Here is a 15,669-nt window from a genome sequence, read left to right on the forward strand (position 1 = left end):
GCCGTTGCTGAAGGTGGAGCCGGCGACGATCAGCTCGACGGAATTCTTCGCGCGGGCCCGCACGCGGCTCACTTTCGATGTGCCGCCGGGCCTGGTCGATCCGCATATCATTCCGCGCACCGGAGATTCCGGCAACGACCGCATGCTCGAGATCGTGGCGCAGGAGCAGCCGGTGCGGCCGGCCGCGGTGCTGATCCCGGTGGTCGATCACCCCGAGCCGACCGTGCTGTTGACGCAGCGCTCGCCCAATCTGTCGAGCCATGCCGGCCAGATCTCGTTTCCCGGCGGCAAGATCGACGCCACCGACGCCTCGCCGCTCGATGCCGCGCTGCGCGAGGCCTGCGAGGAAGTCGGACTGAAGCGGGAATTCATCGACCCGGTCGGCTATCTCGACCTTTATGGCACCGCGTTCGGCTTCCGCATCCTGCCGACGGTCGCCAAGGTGAAGCCGGGATTCACGCTTGCGATCAACGAGGCGGAGGTGGTCGATGCGTTCGAGGTGCCGCTCGCCTTCCTGATGAATCCCGAGAATCATCAGATCCACACCAAGGAATTCCGCGGCATGGACCGGTCCTATTACGCGATGCCGTTCGCCGAGCGCTACATCTGGGGCGCGACCGCGGGCATCCTGCGCGTGCTGTATGAGCGGATCTATCTGTCATGATCCGCACGGTATTGACCGAGATCGGAATCTTTCTGGTCCCCTTCGCGGTCTATGCCATCTTCCTCATCGCGACGCGGTCCGGCGTGACGCTGCCGGCGTCATGGCCGCTCGACATGATCGCAAAGCTGACGCTGGTGGCGCTGGTGATGGTCATCGTGAGCTTCGTGCTGCTGGCCGAATTGACTGGCGCGCCGCCGAATTCGATCTACGTTCCAGCCCATATCGAGAACGGCAAGCTGGTGCCGGGAGTTGAGAAATGAGCGAGATGCGCCTGTTGTCCGACGCGCCATGGCTCGCTTCCGGGCCCGCGGCGCGCGTGCTCGACCTGCTCAATGCCGACGGCGAGGAAGCGCGGGTGATCGGCGGGGCCGTGCGCAACGCCTTGATGCAGATTCCACTCGCCGACATCGACATCGCCACCACGGCGCTACCGGAGGAGGTGATCCGCCGCGCCAAGCGGGCGGGCATCAAGAGCGTGCCGACCGGCATCGAGCACGGCACGGTGACCTTGGTCGTCGACAGCCAGCCCTTCGAGGTGACGACGCTGCGCGAGGATACCGAGACCTATGGCCGCAAGGCCAGGGTGGCGTTCGGTCGCGACTGGGTGCGTGACGCCGAGCGGCGCGACTTCACCATCAACGGCCTGTCGGTCGACGCTTCGGGCGTCGTGCACGATCACGTCGGCGGCCTCGCCGACATCGAGGCGAGGCGCGTGCGCTTCATCGGCGATCCCGCGCAGCGGATTGCCGAGGACTATCTGCGCATCCTGCGCTTCTTCCGTTTCCACGCCGCCTACGGCGCGGGCGAGGTCGATCGCGCCGGCTATCTCGCCTGCATCGGCGGGCGCGCCGGTTTGAGCGGCCTGTCGGCCGAGCGGATCCGCATGGAGATGCTCAAGCTCGTGGTCGCGAACGGCGCCGCAAGTGCAATGGTCGCGATGGGTGACGGTGGTTTGCTGCAGCCGCTGTTCGGCGGCATCGCCTATACTGGACCGTTCGCGGCGATGATCGAGATCGAGCGGCTGATGAAGCTCGCGCCGAGCGCGATGCGAAGGCTCGCCGCGCTGACGGTCGCCGTGACCGAGGACGCGCGGCGTATCGCCAGCCGGCTGCGGCTCTCCAACGCCGAGGCCAAGGCGCTCGATTCGATGGGCCATCGCTGGTGGCGCTTGCCCGGCATGGACGAGGCGCATGCCAGGCGCAGGCTGTACCGGCTCGACGAGGAGCCGTATCGCGACCGGGTGCTATTGGCCTGGGCGCGCACCGGCGCGGGCCAGGATGTCGATCAATGGCGCGCGCTCGCCACGCTGCCGGAGCGCTGGCGCGCGCCGCACTTTCCGTTGCGGGCGTCGGATTTCATCGCGCGCGGCATTGCCGAGGGACCGGCACTCGGACATGTCCTGACCCTGGCGGAGGATGCCTGGTTGGCCGCGGACTTTCCGCTGGAGCCGAAGATACTGTCTGATATCGCCGACCAGACCGCGGCCCGTTTCACCCGCGACCATCGGCTTTGAATTTCCTCTGAGTTTTCTCTGAGTTTTCTTGCCGACGTCTCGATGCCGCCGTGGTCAGCGGCGGCACGGTGACGATTGGCTGAACGACGATCGGTCGAACGTCGCATGGAGGCGATGCTGCCGGCATCTGCCAGTCAGCATCGCGCCAATGGATCTCACGCCGCCTTGCGCTTCTTCTTGCGGTCGCCGTCGTCGTCTTCGTCCTCGTCGTCCTCTTCTTCCGCGTCGTCCTCGTCTTCGTCGTCTTCCTCTTCATCGTCCTCCGGATCGAGCTCGGTCGATTCGAGTGCGACAAGCGGCAAGGTTTCGCGAAACAGGTCGCCGTCCGTACCCATCCACAGGCACTCGACCTTGTCCTCGTCGATTTCGACGACCGTGACCGGATGGCCGCCGGACTTCAGCATGACAACATCGCCTGGTTTCAGTTCCATGATTTTCCCTCCGCGCTGGATGACGCGGGCGGCAGGCTAGCGACCGGTGATGACAGCCAAATCACGGCCGGCGCCAGCTTCAATGGAATTGACGTGGAAAACGGCCGCGATGCGCTATTTGCGCGCGGCAGGAACCAGTTCGCTCAGCGAGCGGATGATGCGGTCGGGCTTGATGGTCGATCCCGGCGGCAGCCCGACACCGTGCACGTCCATCCAGATCGCATAGATGCCAAGCCGCTGTGGCGCCACGACTTCCCACTCGAGATTGTCGCCGATCATCCAGGTGTCGGATGCGGTGACGCCGAGCGCTTCCATCGCGTGCAGGTAGGCGCGCTCCTCCGGCTTGCCGAAGCCGTGCTCGCCCTCGATCTGGATGTGATCGAAGCGATGGCCGAGCGCGAAGCGTTCGACCTTGGCGCGCTGCATGTCGGCGGCGCCGTTGGTGACCAGCGCGAGCTTGATGCCGAGCGCCTTCAACGCATCGATCGCTTCATGCGCGCCGGGGAAGACGAACATCTCTTCCTCGCGATAGGCGGTGAAGCGATCGGCGATGCGGTCCGCAAGATCGTCCGGCAGCGCGCGGTGACCGGCTGCCGCGAGCGCCGCGAAGCCGCCCTTCACGGTGAGCCGCCGAGCCTCGCCGAGCTTGATCCGCCAGATCGGCTCGGCGGTCGACCAGAATTGCCGTGCATAGGCCAAGAGCGCGGTCGCGACCTGATCCGGGGGGAGGGGCGCCAGTTCCGCGGCGAACTCCGTGGTGATCGTGGTCCAGGCGATCTCGGGGCGTCCATAGGCCGACAGGATGGTGTCATCCATGTCGATCAACATCGCGCGCGGCAGGTTCATCATGGCCATTTCACCTCCGGCGGCAGCGACGACAGGATCGAATCCACATTGCCGCCGGTCTTCAGGCCGAAGATGGTGCCGCGGTCATAGAGCAGGTTGAACTCGACATAGCGGCCGCGGCGGACCAGCTGCTCGTCGCGATCCTCCGCGCTCCAGGCGGCCGCGAAATTGCGCCGCACCAGGTCGGGATAGATCTTCAGGAAGCTGCGCCCGACGTCCTGGGTGAAGGCGAGATCGGCCTCCCAGTCGCCGCTGTCGTGCCAGTCGTAGAAGATGCCGCCGATGCCGCGGGCCTCCTTGCGGTGCGGCAGGTAGAAATAGTCGTCGCACCATTTCTTGTACTTGTCGTAGTCGGCGACGCCGTTCGGTCCGCTGCACGCCTCCTTCATCGCGGCGTGGAAGGCGACCGTGTCGGGGTCCTCCTGGGTGCGCCGGCGGTTCAGCACCGGCGTCAGGTCGGCGCCGCCGCCGAACCACGCCTTCGTGGTGACGACGAAGCGGGTGTTCATGTGCACGGCGGGCACGTTCGGATTGCGCAAATGCGCGATCAGCGAAATGCCCGACGCCCAAAAGCGTGGATCGTCGGCGGCACCTGGAATCTGCGCGCGGAATTCGGGGGCGAACTCGCCGTGCACGGTCGAGCAGTGCACGCCGACTTTCTCGAACAGCCGGCCCTTCATGATCGACATCACGCCGCCGCCGCCCGGCTTGCCGGTGTGGTCGGTGCGGTCCCAGGGGGTCCGCGCGAACCGGCCGGCGGCGCCGGGATAAAGCGTGGACGGGGCGTCGTCCTCGAGCTTCTCGAAGGCGGCGCAGATGTCGTTGCGTAGCGCCTCGAACCAGCCGCGCGCACGCGCCTTGCGGTCCTCGATGATGGCGGGATCTGTTGGCAGCATGACTAACCTTGCGGGCCGAAATAGGTGCAGCTTTCGTTGCAGCTGTCGCGATGGACGCTGACGCGGGTCAGCTTGCCTGCGTGTTGCAAGCGCTCCCAGATGAAGCGCGACAGATTCTCCAGCGTCGGCACGCCGATCGCCTCAATCTTGTTGAGGAACTTATGGTCGAGCGTCTTCTGCACCTCGGCCATGGCGCGTTCGAGGAGGCCGAGATCGACCACCATACCGGTCGCGGGGTCGGGCGTGCCGCGGACGGTAACTTCGGCTCGAAAGGAGTGGCCGTGAATCTCCTCGCTGGCGGCGCCAAAGGTCGTTCCGGACAGCGCATGCGCAGCCTCGAACCGAAACGCTTTCGTCAATTCCCACATCTCGTTCAACAACCCGATTCTGTTAGTTCATCTAATGCCGAGCGACTTGTGCGTCTGCACGCTAAGGCGCCATTGCGGGTGCTTCAGGCAATAGGCGATCGCCCGCTCGGTATTCTCGATCACGTCGGGGCCGTCCATCGGCTGCAGCGAGAAGCGCTCGAAGGCGAGGCCGGCGAAATCCTCCGGTGCGTTCTCCATTTGCGGATAGACCAGTTTGAGCTCGTGCCCCTTGCGGATCACGAGCTCGGCCGCGGCCTTGGGACTGACGCAGATCCAGTCGAGCCCGTCGGGCGGGACGATGGTGCCGTTGGTCTCGATCGCGATCGCAAAGCCGTGGCCGTGCAGGGCATCGATCAAGGCCGCGTCGACCTGCAGCAGCGGCTCACCGCCGGTCAGGACCACGTAGCGGTCGGCCTCGCCCCCCGTCCACTGCGCGGCAATGGTGCCGGCCAGCTCTTCGGCGGTCGCATAGCGGCCGCCCAGCGTGCCGTCGGTGCCGACGAAATCGGTGTCGCAGAACTTGCAGACCGCGCCGGCGCGGTCCTGCTCGCGGCCGCTCCAGAGGTTGCAGCCGGCGAAGCGGCAGAACACGGAGGCGCGGCCGGCATGGGCGCCTTCGCCCTGCAGGGTGAGAAAGATCTCCTTGACCGCGTAGCTCACCAAAAATCCCTTAAGTTGCCGAACCGGCAATTCCTGTACCGGTTTGCCGCAGCGCCTCGCCGACGGCCATGGCCGCTGTGACGGCCACATTGAGCGAACGCATGGTCGGCCGGATCGGAATCACCAGCCGCGCATCCGCAGCGGCCACCACCACGTCGGTCACCCCTGCCGTCTCGCGCCCGAACAGCAGGACATCGGAGGCCGTATACGCGAAATCAAGATAGGATTTCGCCGCCTTAGTCGTGAACAGCACCAGCCGGCATCCGGTCTCGGCCCGCCATTCCTCGAATTTCGACCATGAGTCGTGACGCTTCAACCGCACATGGTCGAGATAGTCCATACCCGCCCGGCGGAAATTCCGGTCCGAGGTGTCGAATCCCGCCGGTTCGATGATATGGGCTGCCACGTCCAGGCAAGCGCAGAGGCGCAGAATCGTCCCTGTATTCTGGGGGATGTCGGGCTGGAACAGCGCGATCTGCATGGTGCGGGCGGCCTGTGAAATCCGGATGAAATTGTCTCAATAAAACATCGCTCGGCGCGGATTTCGTGCATTGCACGTGTGCGAGCCGATAGCGGGCTTGCGCTCGTCCGGCAAGGGTGCCAATAGAACGATTCTGGACTGCTGTTCCGCCATTTGGGGTGGGGAATAGCGGTTTTCTGCCGCCGCGGGGGCCGCGGGCGCCGGCAGCCTTTCTTGGGGCGCGTCCTGCGTCTCCAGGGCGGTTCCACCGGCTGCAGAAAAGAAAGGGCTAGGAATCGTGACGACAGCGTCTTCGGCGGACCATCCGACACGCCGTGATTTTCTCTTTGTTGCAACCGGAGCTGCCGCCGCGGTCGGCGCAGCAGCCACCGTCTGGCCGCTGGTTGCGCAGATGAACCCGGATGCCGCGACGATCGCGGCCGGCGCGCCGATCGAGGTCGATCTGACGCCGATCGCCGAGGGCCAGGACATCAAGGTCTTCTGGCGCGGCAAGCCGATCTACATCAGCCATCGCACCAAGAAGCAGATCCAGGAGGCCCAGAGCGTGGCGCTCTCGAGCCTGCCCGATCCGCAGCCCGACTCGGCCCGCGTCAAGGCCGGCCACGACCAGTGGCTGGTTGTGATCGGCATCTGCACCCATCTCGGCTGCATCCCGATCGCCCATGAAGGCAATTACGACGGCTTCTTCTGCCCCTGCCACGGCTCGCAGTACGACTCCTCCGGTCGTATCCGCCAGGGGCCGGCGCCCGCCAACCTGGCGGTGCCGCCTTACGCCTTCCTTTCCGACACCAAAATCCAGATCGGCTAAGTCCCGGCCCCTCCGGGATTTCAGCTTCCACTTGGACCCATCGCGTCGTTTTTCTTCTTCAGGATCGCATCAATGAGCGGACCATCTGATTTCCAACCGAGCAACCCCGCCTTGAAGTGGATCGAACGGCGCCTTCCGATCTTCGGCCTGATCCACTCCTCGTTCGTGGCCTATCCGACGCCGCGCAACCTGAACTACTGGTGGACCTTCGGCGCCATCCTTTCGATGATGCTGGCGCTGCAGATCCTGACCGGCGTGATCCTGGCGATGCACTACACGCCGCACGCCGACCTCGCCTTCAAGTCGGTCGAACTGATCGTCCGCGACGTCAATTACGGCTGGCTGCTGCGCAACATGCATGCCTGCGGCGCGTCGATGTTCTTCTTCGCCGTCTACATCCATATGTTCCGCGGCCTCTATTACGGGTCGTACAAGGAGCCGCGCGAGGTGCTGTGGATCCTCGGCGTCATCATCTACCTCCTGATGATGGCGACGGGCTTCATGGGCTACGTGCTGCCGTGGGGCCAGATGAGCTTCTGGGGCGCCACCGTCATCACCAATCTGTTCTCGGCCGTGCCCTATTTCGGCGAGAGCATCGTGACCCTGCTGTGGGGCGGCTATTCGGTCGGCAACCCGACGCTGAACCGCTTCTTCTCGCTGCACTATCTGCTCCCGTTCGTGATCGCCGGCGTGGTCGTGCTGCACGTCTGGGCGCTGCACGTCGCGGGTCAGAACAACCCGGCCGGCGTCGAGGCCAAGACCGAGAAGGACACCGTTGCGTTCACGCCGTATGCGACGATCAAGGACATGTTCGGCGTGTCCTGCTTCCTGATCTTCTTCGCCTGGTTCATCTTCTACATGCCGAACTATCTCGGCGACGCCGACAACTACATCCCGGCGAACCCGGGCGTGACGCCGGCGCACATCGTGCCTGAATGGTACTACCTGCCGTTCTACGCGATCCTGCGTTCGATCCCGAACAAGCTCGCCGGCGTCGTGGCGATGTTCTCGGCGATCATCATCCTGTGCTTCCTGCCCTGGCTCGACAGCGCACGGACCCGTTCGTCGAAGTATCGCCCGCTGGCCAAGCAGTTCTTCTGGATCTTCGTGGTGGTCTGCATCCTGCTCGGTTACCTCGGCTCGCAGCCGCCGGAAGGCATCTATGTGATCGCCGGCCGCATCCTGACGGTCTGCTACTTCGCCTACTTCCTGATTGTGCTGCCGCTGCTCGCCCGCATCGAGACGCCGCGTCCGGTGCCGAACTCGATCGCCGACGACGTGCTGGCGAAGAGCAAGGGCAGGGCCGCGACCGCGGCCTCTGTGATGCTCGCGATGGTCGTGGCCGGCAGCCTGCTCGTCGGCGGCACCCAGAACGCCAAGGCCGAGGAGGGTGGCAACGCGCCGCCGGCCCAGAAGTGGTCGTTCTCCGGTCCTTTCGGCACCTATGACCGTGGCTCGCTGCAGCGCGGCTTGAAGGTCTACAAGGAAGTCTGTGCCGCCTGTCACGGCCTGTCCTATGTCGCGTTCCGCAACCTCGCCGATCCCGGCGGTCCCGGCTATTCGCCGGCGCAGGCGGCGGCCTTCGCGTCCGAGTACAAGATCAAGGACGGTCCGAACGACCAGGGCGAGATGTTCGAGCGTCCGGGCCGCCCGGCGGATTACTTCCCGTCGCCGTTCCCGAACGAGCAGGCCGCGCGCGCGGCCAATGGCGGCGCGGCGCCGCCCGACCTCTCGCTGATCACCAAGGCGCGGTCCTACAAGCGCGGCTTCCCGCAGTTCGCGATCGACTTCTTCACCCAGTACCAGGAGCAGGGACCCGACTACGTCGACGCCATCCTGCAGGGCTTCGAGGACAAGGCTCCGGCGGGCGTCACGATCCCGGAGGGCTCGTACTACAACAAGTACTTCCCCGGCCACGCCATCAAGATGCCGAAGCCGCTGTCCGACGGCCAGGTGACCTTCGACGACGGCTCGCCCGCGACGGTCAAGCAGTACGCGCATGACGTCACCACGTTCCTGATGTGGGCGGCCGAGCCGCACATGGAGGAGCGCAAGCGGATCGGCATGCAGGTGTTCTTCTTCCTGGTCGTCTTCGCCTTCCTGATGTACTTCACCAAGCGCAAGGTCTGGGCCAACGCCCACTGATCTCGGGTACGGTATAGCGAGTTTGAGAAAGCCCCCTTCGGGGGCTTTTTTGTTTGCAATCTCTCCGTCATTCCGGGGTGACGCGGTAGCATCGAACCCGGAATGACAGTGTCGTCAATTGCGTCGGCCGCCGAGTGCGGACAAGATGCCGGCCAATCAGCCGGCAAACATTGCGGAGGAACTCATGGGTACCAGCATCAGCTTCAAGCGTCCGGACGGCAAGGATGCGTCGGGCTATCTCGCCAATGCGGCGCGCGGCAACGCACCCGGCGTCGTCGTGATCCAGGAATGGTGGGGCCTGTCGGACCAGATCAAGGGCCTGTGCGACCGCTTCGCGGTGGCTGGCTTCGATGCGCTGGCGCCCGATCTCTACAAGGGCAAGGTGGTGCCGTATCACGACACCGATGCCGCGGGCAAAGAGATGAACTCGCTCGACTTCATGGACGCCACCACGCAGACGGTGCGCGGCGCCGCGCAGTATCTCGCCAAGAACGGCGCCAAGGTCGGCCTGACCGGCTTCTGTCTCGGCGGCGCGGTGACCATCATCGGCTCGGTGCATGTGCCGGAACTAACTGCGGGCGTCGTGTTCTACGGCATTCCGCCGGAGCAGGCGGCCAAGCCCGCCGACGTCAGGATTCCGCTGCAGGCGCATTTCGCCAACAAGGACGATTGGTGCACGCCGGAGCTCGTCAGCAATTTCGAGAAGGCGATGAAGGCCGCCGGCAAGTCGCTCGAGCTGTTCCGCTACGACGCCGAGCACGCCTTCGTCAACGAGCAGCGCCAGTCGGTGCACGACCGCGAGGCCGCCGAACTCGCCTGGGGCCGCGCCACGGACTTCTTCAAGAAGCACCTGGGGTAAGGCGATTGCCAAAACCACCGGCGTCGTCCCGGCGAAGGCCGGGACCCATACGCCGTGGCTTTTGCAATGGGCACGCTGGCAGTCATCTCGCCAAATAACTAGGCCCTGTGGTTATGGGTCCCTGCTCCCGTGCGCAATTGCGCACTAGGCAGGGACGACGGCGAGATCTAACTCTCCGCCTTCACCCCGTCCCACCACGGGCAGGTGCCCGACATCAGCTTGAAATTACCTTCCATCACCTGCACCGGTGCGCGCTTGCCCTCGGCGGCGGCGCGCATCCGCATCTCGCGCGCGACGGCGCGGTCCTCCGGCGACAGCCAGACCCGCTCGTGGCCCCACAGGCTCGGGCCGTCATGCATCTCGAACGGTGTCCAGTTCACCGGATCGATCTCGCGGCCGCCCCAGCCGCACTCGACCATGAAGGCGGACGGCGATTTGGCGTAGAACGACGTCATCAGGTCGTTGGTGTGGCGGCCGAGCGTGACGTTGACGCGGTCTTCCTGCTGCGCGACGTCATAGGCTTGGCCGACATCGTCGAGCGAGAACAGCTCGACCATCAGATGATGCATGCCGTTCGTGCCGGTCTCGATCAGCGCCAGCGAGTGGTGGCGGGCATTGACGTGGAAGAAATAGGCGCGGAACGGTTTTTCGATGTAGTCGCTGAGGCCGAAGCCAAGCACGTCGACATAGAAGCTCATCACCGGCGCGATGTGCTCGACCGTCAGCACGGCGTGGCCGAGGCCGAGCGGCCCGGTGCGGAAGCCGGAGATCGAGCGGCCCGGCCTGAACGGCGTGTCGTCGATCTCGGCGCCATGAAACGCCTCGAGGCGGTTGCCGGCGGGATCCCGAAACGAGATCAGGCCGCGCACCCGCCTGCTATCTGCGAGCGCCAGCGGCTCTGATGTCACGGCGACGCCGGCGCGCTCCAGCCGTGCCGCCAGCGCATCGAGGGCCGCACTGTCAGCTACCTCCCAGCCGAAGAACCGGGTGCCTTCGCCCTGCGCGCGGTCGATCACGATGCGTTGCTTGCGGTCGTCCATCCGGAACGCGAGCAGCGAATTGCCGCGTTCGACCGCCTGCAGCCCGACGAGGCCAGTGCCGAACCGCCGCCAGTCGTCGAGCGCGTCGGAGCCGAAGCCGGCATATCCGAGACCCAAAATCGCCATCTGCGCCTCCGCCATCTGTCTGTTTTTTGGGCGGCCGATCAGCTGCCATTTCACCAAATCCTACGCGGATTCCTGCCCCTTCAAACCCGAAAATGCCGCTCAAAAGGGCGTCCAGGATTGGGGCAGGGGTGCCGGGCCATCTCTTGACACGGCCCGCGCCGGGTGGTGAGTAACGGGCATGAGCACCGTTGCCAGTCCATCTCGTCGTTGGTGGCCCACCTTCTCATAGGTGGCCGGTGCGTTTTCTTTTTTCACAAACGTCGAAGGTCGCCATCGCAGTGCGACCGATGGTTAGTTTATTTGCCCTTCGTTTGTCCTGTGTGGCGCTCTCTCGGCAAGTCTCGTAAGAGGATCACATGAACAGGACAGTCTTCTCCCTGCCGGCTCGAAGCGAATACCTGACCAATGGCGGCCTTGCGGTCGCGCGTGTGGTCGAGCAATTCACCGGCGGCGCCAACCGTCTCGACGATTTGATCGCGCTGCTGGACCGCCGCCGCGGCGTGGTGCTGTCCTCGGGCACGACGGTACCGGGCCGCTACGAGAGCTTTGACCTCGGCTTTGCCGATCCGCCGCTGGTGCTGGAGACGTCGGGCACCAACTTCTCGTTGCAGGCGCTGAACCCGCGCGGCGAGGTCCTGATCGCCTTCCTCGGCGACGTGCTGCGCGAGCCCTGCGTCGTGATCTCGGAGCGGACCCCAACGCGGCTCGCCGGCCATATCATCCGCGGCGCCGCGCCGGTCGAGGAAGACCAGCGCACGCGTCGCGCCAGCGTGATGTCGCTGGTGCGCGACATGGTGGCGGCGTTCACCTCCAATGCCGATCCGCTGCTCGGCCTGTTCGGCGCCTTCGCCTACGACCTCGTGTTCCAGATCGAGGACCTCGTGCAGAAGCGCGCCCGCGAGGCCGACCAGCGCGACATCGTGCTCTACGTGCCGGACCGTCTCTTGGCCTATGACCGCGCCACCGGCCGCGGCGTGGCGCTCAGTTACGAGTTCGCGTGGAAGGGCAAATCCACCGCCGGCCTGCCGCAGGAGACCGCTCCGAGCCTCTACGCCAGGAACGGCCGGCAAGGCTTTGCCGATCACGCGCCCGGCGAATATCAGGCGACTGTCGAGGTCGCGCGCGCGGCGTTTGCCCGCGGCGACCTGTTCGAGGCGGTGCCCGGGCAGCTGTTCGCCGAGCCCTGCGAGCGCTCGCCGGCTGAAGTGTTCCAGCGGCTCTGCCGCATCAATCCGTCACCCTATGGTGCGCTGATGAATCTCGGCGACGGTGAATTCCTGGTCTCCGCGTCGCCGGAGATGTTCGTGCGCTCCGACGGCCGCCGGGTCGAGACCTGCCCGATCTCGGGCACCATCGCGCGCGGCTCGGACTCGATCGGCGATGCCGAGCAGATCCGCAAGCTCCTGAACTCGGAGAAGGACGAGTTCGAGCTCAACATGTGCACCGACGTCGATCGCAACGACAAGGCGCGCGTCTGCGTGCCCGGCACCATCAAGGTGCTGGCGCGGCGTCAGATCGAGACCTACTCAAAGCTGTTCCACACCGTCGATCACGTCGAGGGCATGCTGCGGCCGGGCTTCGATTCGCTCGACGCCTTCCTGACCCATGCCTGGGCGGTCACCGTGACCGGCGCGCCGAAACTGTGGGCGATGCAGTTCGTCGAGGATCACGAGCGGTCGCCGCGGCGCTGGTATGCCGGCGCGATCGGCTGCGTGAATTTCGACGGCAGCATCAACACCGGACTCACGATCCGCACCATCCGGATGAAGGACGGCCTCGCCGAGGTGCGAGTCGGCGCGACCTGCCTGTTTGACTCCGATCCGGCCGCCGAGGATCGCGAGTGCCAGGTCAAGGCCGCGGCGCTGTTCCAGGCGCTGCGCGGCGATCCGCCGAAGCCGCTGTCCGATTTCGCGCCCGATGCCACCGGCTCCGGCAAGAACGTGCTCTTGATCGATCACGACGACAGCTTCGTGCACATGCTGGCGGATTACTTCCGCCAGGTCGGCGCCACCGTCACCGTGGTCAGGCACGTGCATGCCCAGGACATGCTCAAGAAAGAGGGCTGGGACCTCCTGGTGCTGTCGCCCGGGCCGGGTCGCCCGGAGGATTTCGGCATCGCGAAGACCATCGACACCGCGCTCGAGAACAAGCTGCCGATCTTCGGCGTCTGCCTCGGCGTGCAGGCGATCGGCGAGTATTTCGGCGGCCAGCTCGGCCAGCTCGGCCAGCCTGCGCACGGCCGTCCCTCGCGCGTCCAGGTGCGCGGTGGCCGGCTGATGCGGAACCTGCCCAATGAGATCGTGATCGGCCGCTACCACTCGCTCTATGTCGAGCGCGACAGCGTGCCCGAGGTGCTGGCGGTGACCGCGACCACCGAAGACGGCGTCGCGATGGTGATCGAGCACAAGACCCTGCCGGTCGGCGGCGTGCAATTCCATCCGGAATCGCTGATGTCGCTCGGCAACGAGGTCGGCCTGCGCATTGTCGAGAATGCATTCCGGCTTAATGTGAGTAGCAAGTGAAGGCTAAGTTTAACCATCGTCATTCCGGGATGGTGCGTTAGCACCAGACCCGGAATCTCGAGATTCCAGGTTCGATGCTTCGCATCGCCCCGGAATGACCCTCAGAGCGAGACCAATGACCTTCGACTACGACATCAAGGCGACCGTTCGCACCATCCCGGACTACCCGAAGAAGGGCATCCTGTTTCGCGACATCACGACGCTGCTGGCGGATGCGAGGGCCTTCCGCCGCGCCGTCGACGAGCTGGTGCATCCCTGGGCGGGGGCGAAGGTCGACAAGGTCGCGGGCATCGAGGCCCGCGGCTTCATCCTCGGCGGCGCGGTGGCGCATCAGCTCTCCGCCGGCTTCGTGCCGATCCGCAAGAAGGGCAAGCTGCCGCACACCACGGTGCGGATTGCCTATTCGCTTGAATACGGCATCGACGAGATGGAGATGCATGCCGACGCCGTGCAGCCCGGCGAGCGCGTGATCCTGGTCGACGATCTGATCGCGACCGGCGGCACCGCGGAGGGCGCGGTGAAGCTGCTGCGCCAGATCGGCGCCAATGTGGTCGCCGCCTGCTTCATCGTCGACCTGCCCGACCTCGGCGGCGCGGCCAAGCTGCGCGCGATGGACGTTCCGGTGCGCACGCTGATGGCGTTCGAGGGGCATTGATCTCTTAGCCTCGCCCCGCGTGCGGGGAGAGGCCGGATCGCATCGAAGATGCGATCCGGGTGAGGGGACTCTCCGCGCACTCCAATCTCGGTCGAATTTGCGGAACCAGCCCCTCACCCCGACCCTCTCCCCGCAAGAGCGGGGCGAGGGAGCAGAGTCATCCCCGCTGCAGCAGCATGCTCAATTCGAGATCGCGGAACGTCGTGTAATTCCGCCGGATCCATTGATGCAGCTCGGTCGATGAATCCTTTTCCTGGCGCAGATAGCCGGTGAAGGAAAAGTTCAGCCGGTCGATATAGGTCTTCAGGAACACAGGCAGCGCGCGGAAGCGCAACACCCGGCTGGCGGTCATGACCGGCGGCAGCTCGCCGCGCACCACGAATTCGTTGTCGATGACGATCAGCGCGTTCGGCGGGATCGTGCCGAGCAGCGTCTGGTAGCCACGCACCGAGGCGCGGTCGGTATCGGCGACATACAGGATGACCGGCGCGACGCGACGGCGCAGCGCCTCCTTCATCAGCCCGATCTCGTCGCACATTTTGAAGAATTCGTCGAAGGCGTGGTAGCCGAGGTCGATCACCTTGCCGATGCCGTCATTGACGATGACGCGGTCCATCAGCTGCATCTTGCCGTAGGTGTCGATCACGTCCGCGGTTTCGGTGATTCGCGGCAGGTAGTCGAGCAGCGACGGCTCCTTCAGATTGATGTCGTAGCAGACCACGTCGCCGTTCTTGAGCTGCAGGAATTCGCCGAGCAGCCGCGCGATCAGCGTCTTGCCGACCTGCGGGCGGGGCGAGCAGATGATGTAAACGGGCGTGGACGACATCGCCCGCTATATCAGGCCAAATTTTCGCCTAATCCAGCCCCATCAAGGTCGAAGGTCCGACTATTTTTCGCCTTTGGCCGACTTGGCGCCGACGAGATCGGTCAGCTTGATCCGGTCGTACTCGCTCCAGACATTGGCGAGCCAGTGCCGGACGTAGCCGCGCAGCACGAAGGAGTAGTTGGCGGCGTCGTCGTTGATGCCCTTGTTGGCGACGAATTTCAGGAACGGAACCGAGGAGACCTCGACCTGCTCATAGGCCATTTCGTTGAGCTTCGGGATGGTCAGGTCCACGGCATCCTTGATGCGGTGGAAGTAGGAATTGTAGGTCGCCTGGTCCCACTGGAAGAACTGGGTGTCGTTGATGAAGTTCTTCACCAGGAAATATTTCGCGCCGCTCATGAAGTTGGCGGTTTCGGCGATCTCGTCCAGCGAAGCGATCGACGGGCCGAGGATATGGAACACGGCGAAGGTGATCTGGCCGGAACGCGCCGCGTCGAGGAAGCCGATATCGCGCAGCGAGGCCAGCGCGGGCGACAACAGGCCGGCGCGGACGTCGATCACGGTAACCGAGGGCCCCGAGTTCAGCGTGTCGAAGATCTTCATCTGGTCCGCGGTCGTCGTCATGTCGACGATCTCGGTGATGTCAGGATGGAAGCGCTTCAGCGTGCCGCGCGGCGATTCGGTGTCGAACGCCCGGGTCTGCACGTTATTGGCACTGAAATAGTCCAGGAGCGTCCGCGAGACGGTGGTCTTGCCGACCCCGCCCTTGTCGGCGCCCACCACGATCACAACCGGCTTTGCCATGGAAGTCCCTTAAAGCGCGCTCCCG

General features: G+C 65.0%; 17 protein-coding genes. 8 read left to right on the plus strand and 9 right to left on the minus strand.

The features are described from left to right. The first annotated feature begins 28 nt into the window (after window positions 1–28). Genes J2R80_RS15335 through J2R80_RS15345 form a run of 3 tightly spaced genes read left to right on the plus strand, consistent with a single transcriptional unit; the run spans window position 29 to window position 2,177 of the window. Complete coding sequence (locus J2R80_RS15335) at window positions 29–664, plus strand: CoA pyrophosphatase (RefSeq protein WP_371852161.1); 636 nt, start codon at window positions 29–31, stop codon at window positions 662–664. After that, on the plus strand, window positions 661–924 hold the full coding sequence (locus J2R80_RS15340) for a DUF6111 family protein (protein ID WP_057016980.1): 264 nt from the start codon (window positions 661–663) through the stop codon (window positions 922–924). The genes J2R80_RS15335 and J2R80_RS15340 overlap by 4 nt, the downstream gene beginning before the upstream one ends. After that, on the plus strand, window positions 921–2,177 hold the full coding sequence (locus J2R80_RS15345; RefSeq protein ID WP_141340525.1) for a CCA tRNA nucleotidyltransferase: 1,257 nt from the start codon (window positions 921–923) through the stop codon (window positions 2,175–2,177). The genes J2R80_RS15340 and J2R80_RS15345 overlap by 4 nt, the downstream gene beginning before the upstream one ends. Before the next feature lie 155 nt (window positions 2,178–2,332). Here J2R80_RS15345 and J2R80_RS15350 read toward each other — a convergent pair whose 3' ends face one another. From J2R80_RS15350 to J2R80_RS15375, 6 genes are all read right to left on the minus strand, one after another. Continuing rightward, window positions 2,333–2,581 (minus strand): DUF2158 domain-containing protein, encoded by a 249-nt coding sequence (locus J2R80_RS15350; RefSeq protein WP_244558905.1) that lies wholly within the window; start codon window positions 2,579–2,581, stop codon window positions 2,333–2,335. A 141-nt stretch (window positions 2,582–2,722) separates the two neighbouring features. Further along, the gene (locus tag J2R80_RS15355) at window positions 2,723–3,463 is read right to left on the minus strand and encodes an HAD family hydrolase (RefSeq protein WP_076830275.1); all 741 of its coding nucleotides are present in this window, start codon (window positions 3,461–3,463) and stop codon (window positions 2,723–2,725) included. Then, window positions 3,454–4,350 (minus strand): oxygen-dependent coproporphyrinogen oxidase, encoded by an 897-nt coding sequence (hemF, locus tag J2R80_RS15360; protein WP_200844447.1) that lies wholly within the window; start codon window positions 4,348–4,350, stop codon window positions 3,454–3,456. The genes J2R80_RS15355 and hemF overlap by 10 nt, the downstream gene beginning before the upstream one ends. Window positions 4,351–4,352: 2 nt before the next feature. Further along, entirely contained in the window at window positions 4,353–4,718 is a 366-nt protein-coding gene (locus J2R80_RS15365; protein WP_076830472.1) for a 6-carboxytetrahydropterin synthase, read from the minus strand. A gap of 27 nt (window positions 4,719–4,745) precedes the next feature. Continuing rightward, the gene (gene queE, locus J2R80_RS15370; protein WP_076830475.1) at window positions 4,746–5,378 is read right to left on the minus strand and encodes a 7-carboxy-7-deazaguanine synthase; all 633 of its coding nucleotides are present in this window, start codon (window positions 5,376–5,378) and stop codon (window positions 4,746–4,748) included. A gap of 10 nt (window positions 5,379–5,388) precedes the next feature. After that, complete coding sequence (locus J2R80_RS15375) at window positions 5,389–5,859, minus strand: tRNA (cytidine(34)-2'-O)-methyltransferase (RefSeq protein ID WP_141340526.1); 471 nt, start codon at window positions 5,857–5,859, stop codon at window positions 5,389–5,391. A gap of 277 nt (window positions 5,860–6,136) precedes the next feature. Between J2R80_RS15375 and petA the strand changes: the two genes are divergently transcribed. The 3 genes from petA (at window position 6,137) to J2R80_RS15390 (ending at window position 9,671) form a co-directional block, all read left to right on the plus strand. After that, the gene (gene petA, locus J2R80_RS15380; RefSeq protein ID WP_016839713.1) at window positions 6,137–6,667 is read left to right on the plus strand and encodes a ubiquinol-cytochrome c reductase iron-sulfur subunit; all 531 of its coding nucleotides are present in this window, start codon (window positions 6,137–6,139) and stop codon (window positions 6,665–6,667) included. 72 nt (window positions 6,668–6,739) lie between these two features. Next, the gene (locus tag J2R80_RS15385) at window positions 6,740–8,812 is read left to right on the plus strand and encodes a cytochrome c1 (RefSeq protein ID WP_026193258.1); all 2,073 of its coding nucleotides are present in this window, start codon (window positions 6,740–6,742) and stop codon (window positions 8,810–8,812) included. Window positions 8,813–8,996: 184 nt separating this feature from the next. Beyond that, on the plus strand, window positions 8,997–9,671 hold the full coding sequence (locus tag J2R80_RS15390; RefSeq protein ID WP_057017022.1) for a dienelactone hydrolase family protein: 675 nt from the start codon (window positions 8,997–8,999) through the stop codon (window positions 9,669–9,671). A 167-nt stretch (window positions 9,672–9,838) separates the two neighbouring features. On the opposite strand, the gene J2R80_RS15395 is transcribed toward J2R80_RS15390, so the two are convergent. Next, on the minus strand, window positions 9,839–10,837 hold the full coding sequence (locus tag J2R80_RS15395; protein WP_246786591.1) for a VOC family protein: 999 nt from the start codon (window positions 10,835–10,837) through the stop codon (window positions 9,839–9,841). Window positions 10,838–11,193: 356 nt separating this feature from the next. Between J2R80_RS15395 and J2R80_RS15400 the strand changes: the two genes are divergently transcribed. Beyond that, entirely contained in the window at window positions 11,194–13,359 is a 2,166-nt protein-coding gene (locus J2R80_RS15400; protein ID WP_141340529.1) for an anthranilate synthase component I, read from the plus strand. A 115-nt stretch (window positions 13,360–13,474) separates the two neighbouring features. Beyond that, window positions 13,475–14,014, plus strand: a complete 540-nt coding sequence (locus J2R80_RS15405; protein ID WP_141340530.1) for an adenine phosphoribosyltransferase — start codon at window positions 13,475–13,477, stop codon at window positions 14,012–14,014. A 157-nt stretch (window positions 14,015–14,171) separates the two neighbouring features. Here J2R80_RS15405 and J2R80_RS15410 read toward each other — a convergent pair whose 3' ends face one another. Continuing rightward, window positions 14,172–14,840 (minus strand): hypothetical protein, encoded by a 669-nt coding sequence (locus J2R80_RS15410; RefSeq protein WP_253638816.1) that lies wholly within the window; start codon window positions 14,838–14,840, stop codon window positions 14,172–14,174. Between the two features lie 60 nt (window positions 14,841–14,900). Further along, window positions 14,901–15,644 (minus strand): hypothetical protein, encoded by a 744-nt coding sequence (locus J2R80_RS15415; RefSeq protein WP_016839706.1) that lies wholly within the window; start codon window positions 15,642–15,644, stop codon window positions 14,901–14,903. Window positions 15,645–15,669 lie beyond the last annotated feature (25 nt).

It is taken from the genome of Bradyrhizobium sp. USDA 4541, assembly GCF_024171085.1.
Taxonomy (GTDB): Bacteria; Pseudomonadota; Alphaproteobacteria; order Rhizobiales; family Xanthobacteraceae; genus Bradyrhizobium; species Bradyrhizobium australafricanum.

Coding starts and splice junctions, on each gene's coding strand:
- J2R80_RS15385 (WP_026193258.1), top strand. CDS start 6,740: ATGAGCGGACCATCTGATTTCCAACCGAGCAACCCCGCCTTGAAGTGG.
- J2R80_RS15415 (WP_016839706.1), bottom strand. CDS start 15,644: ATGGCAAAGCCGGTTGTGATCGTGGTGGGCGCCGACAAGGGCGGGGTC.
- J2R80_RS15405 (WP_141340530.1), top strand. CDS start 13,475: ATGACCTTCGACTACGACATCAAGGCGACCGTTCGCACCATCCCGGAC.
- J2R80_RS15340 (WP_057016980.1), top strand. CDS start 661: ATGATCCGCACGGTATTGACCGAGATCGGAATCTTTCTGGTCCCCTTC.
- J2R80_RS15365 (WP_076830472.1), bottom strand. CDS start 4,718: ATGTGGGAATTGACGAAAGCGTTTCGGTTCGAGGCTGCGCATGCGCTG.
- J2R80_RS15390 (WP_057017022.1), top strand. CDS start 8,997: ATGGGTACCAGCATCAGCTTCAAGCGTCCGGACGGCAAGGATGCGTCG.
- J2R80_RS15400 (WP_141340529.1), top strand. CDS start 11,194: ATGAACAGGACAGTCTTCTCCCTGCCGGCTCGAAGCGAATACCTGACC.
- J2R80_RS15355 (WP_076830275.1), bottom strand. CDS start 3,463: ATGGCCATGATGAACCTGCCGCGCGCGATGTTGATCGACATGGATGAC.
- J2R80_RS15375 (WP_141340526.1), bottom strand. CDS start 5,859: ATGCAGATCGCGCTGTTCCAGCCCGACATCCCCCAGAATACAGGGACG.
- J2R80_RS15345 (WP_141340525.1), top strand. CDS start 921: ATGAGCGAGATGCGCCTGTTGTCCGACGCGCCATGGCTCGCTTCCGGG.
- J2R80_RS15410 (WP_253638816.1), bottom strand. CDS start 14,840: ATGTCGTCCACGCCCGTTTACATCATCTGCTCGCCCCGCCCGCAGGTC.
- J2R80_RS15395 (WP_246786591.1), bottom strand. CDS start 10,837: ATGGCGATTTTGGGTCTCGGATATGCCGGCTTCGGCTCCGACGCGCTC.
- J2R80_RS15350 (WP_244558905.1), bottom strand. CDS start 2,581: ATGCTGAAGTCCGGCGGCCATCCGGTCACGGTCGTCGAAATCGACGAG.
- hemF (WP_200844447.1), bottom strand. CDS start 4,350: ATGCTGCCAACAGATCCCGCCATCATCGAGGACCGCAAGGCGCGTGCG.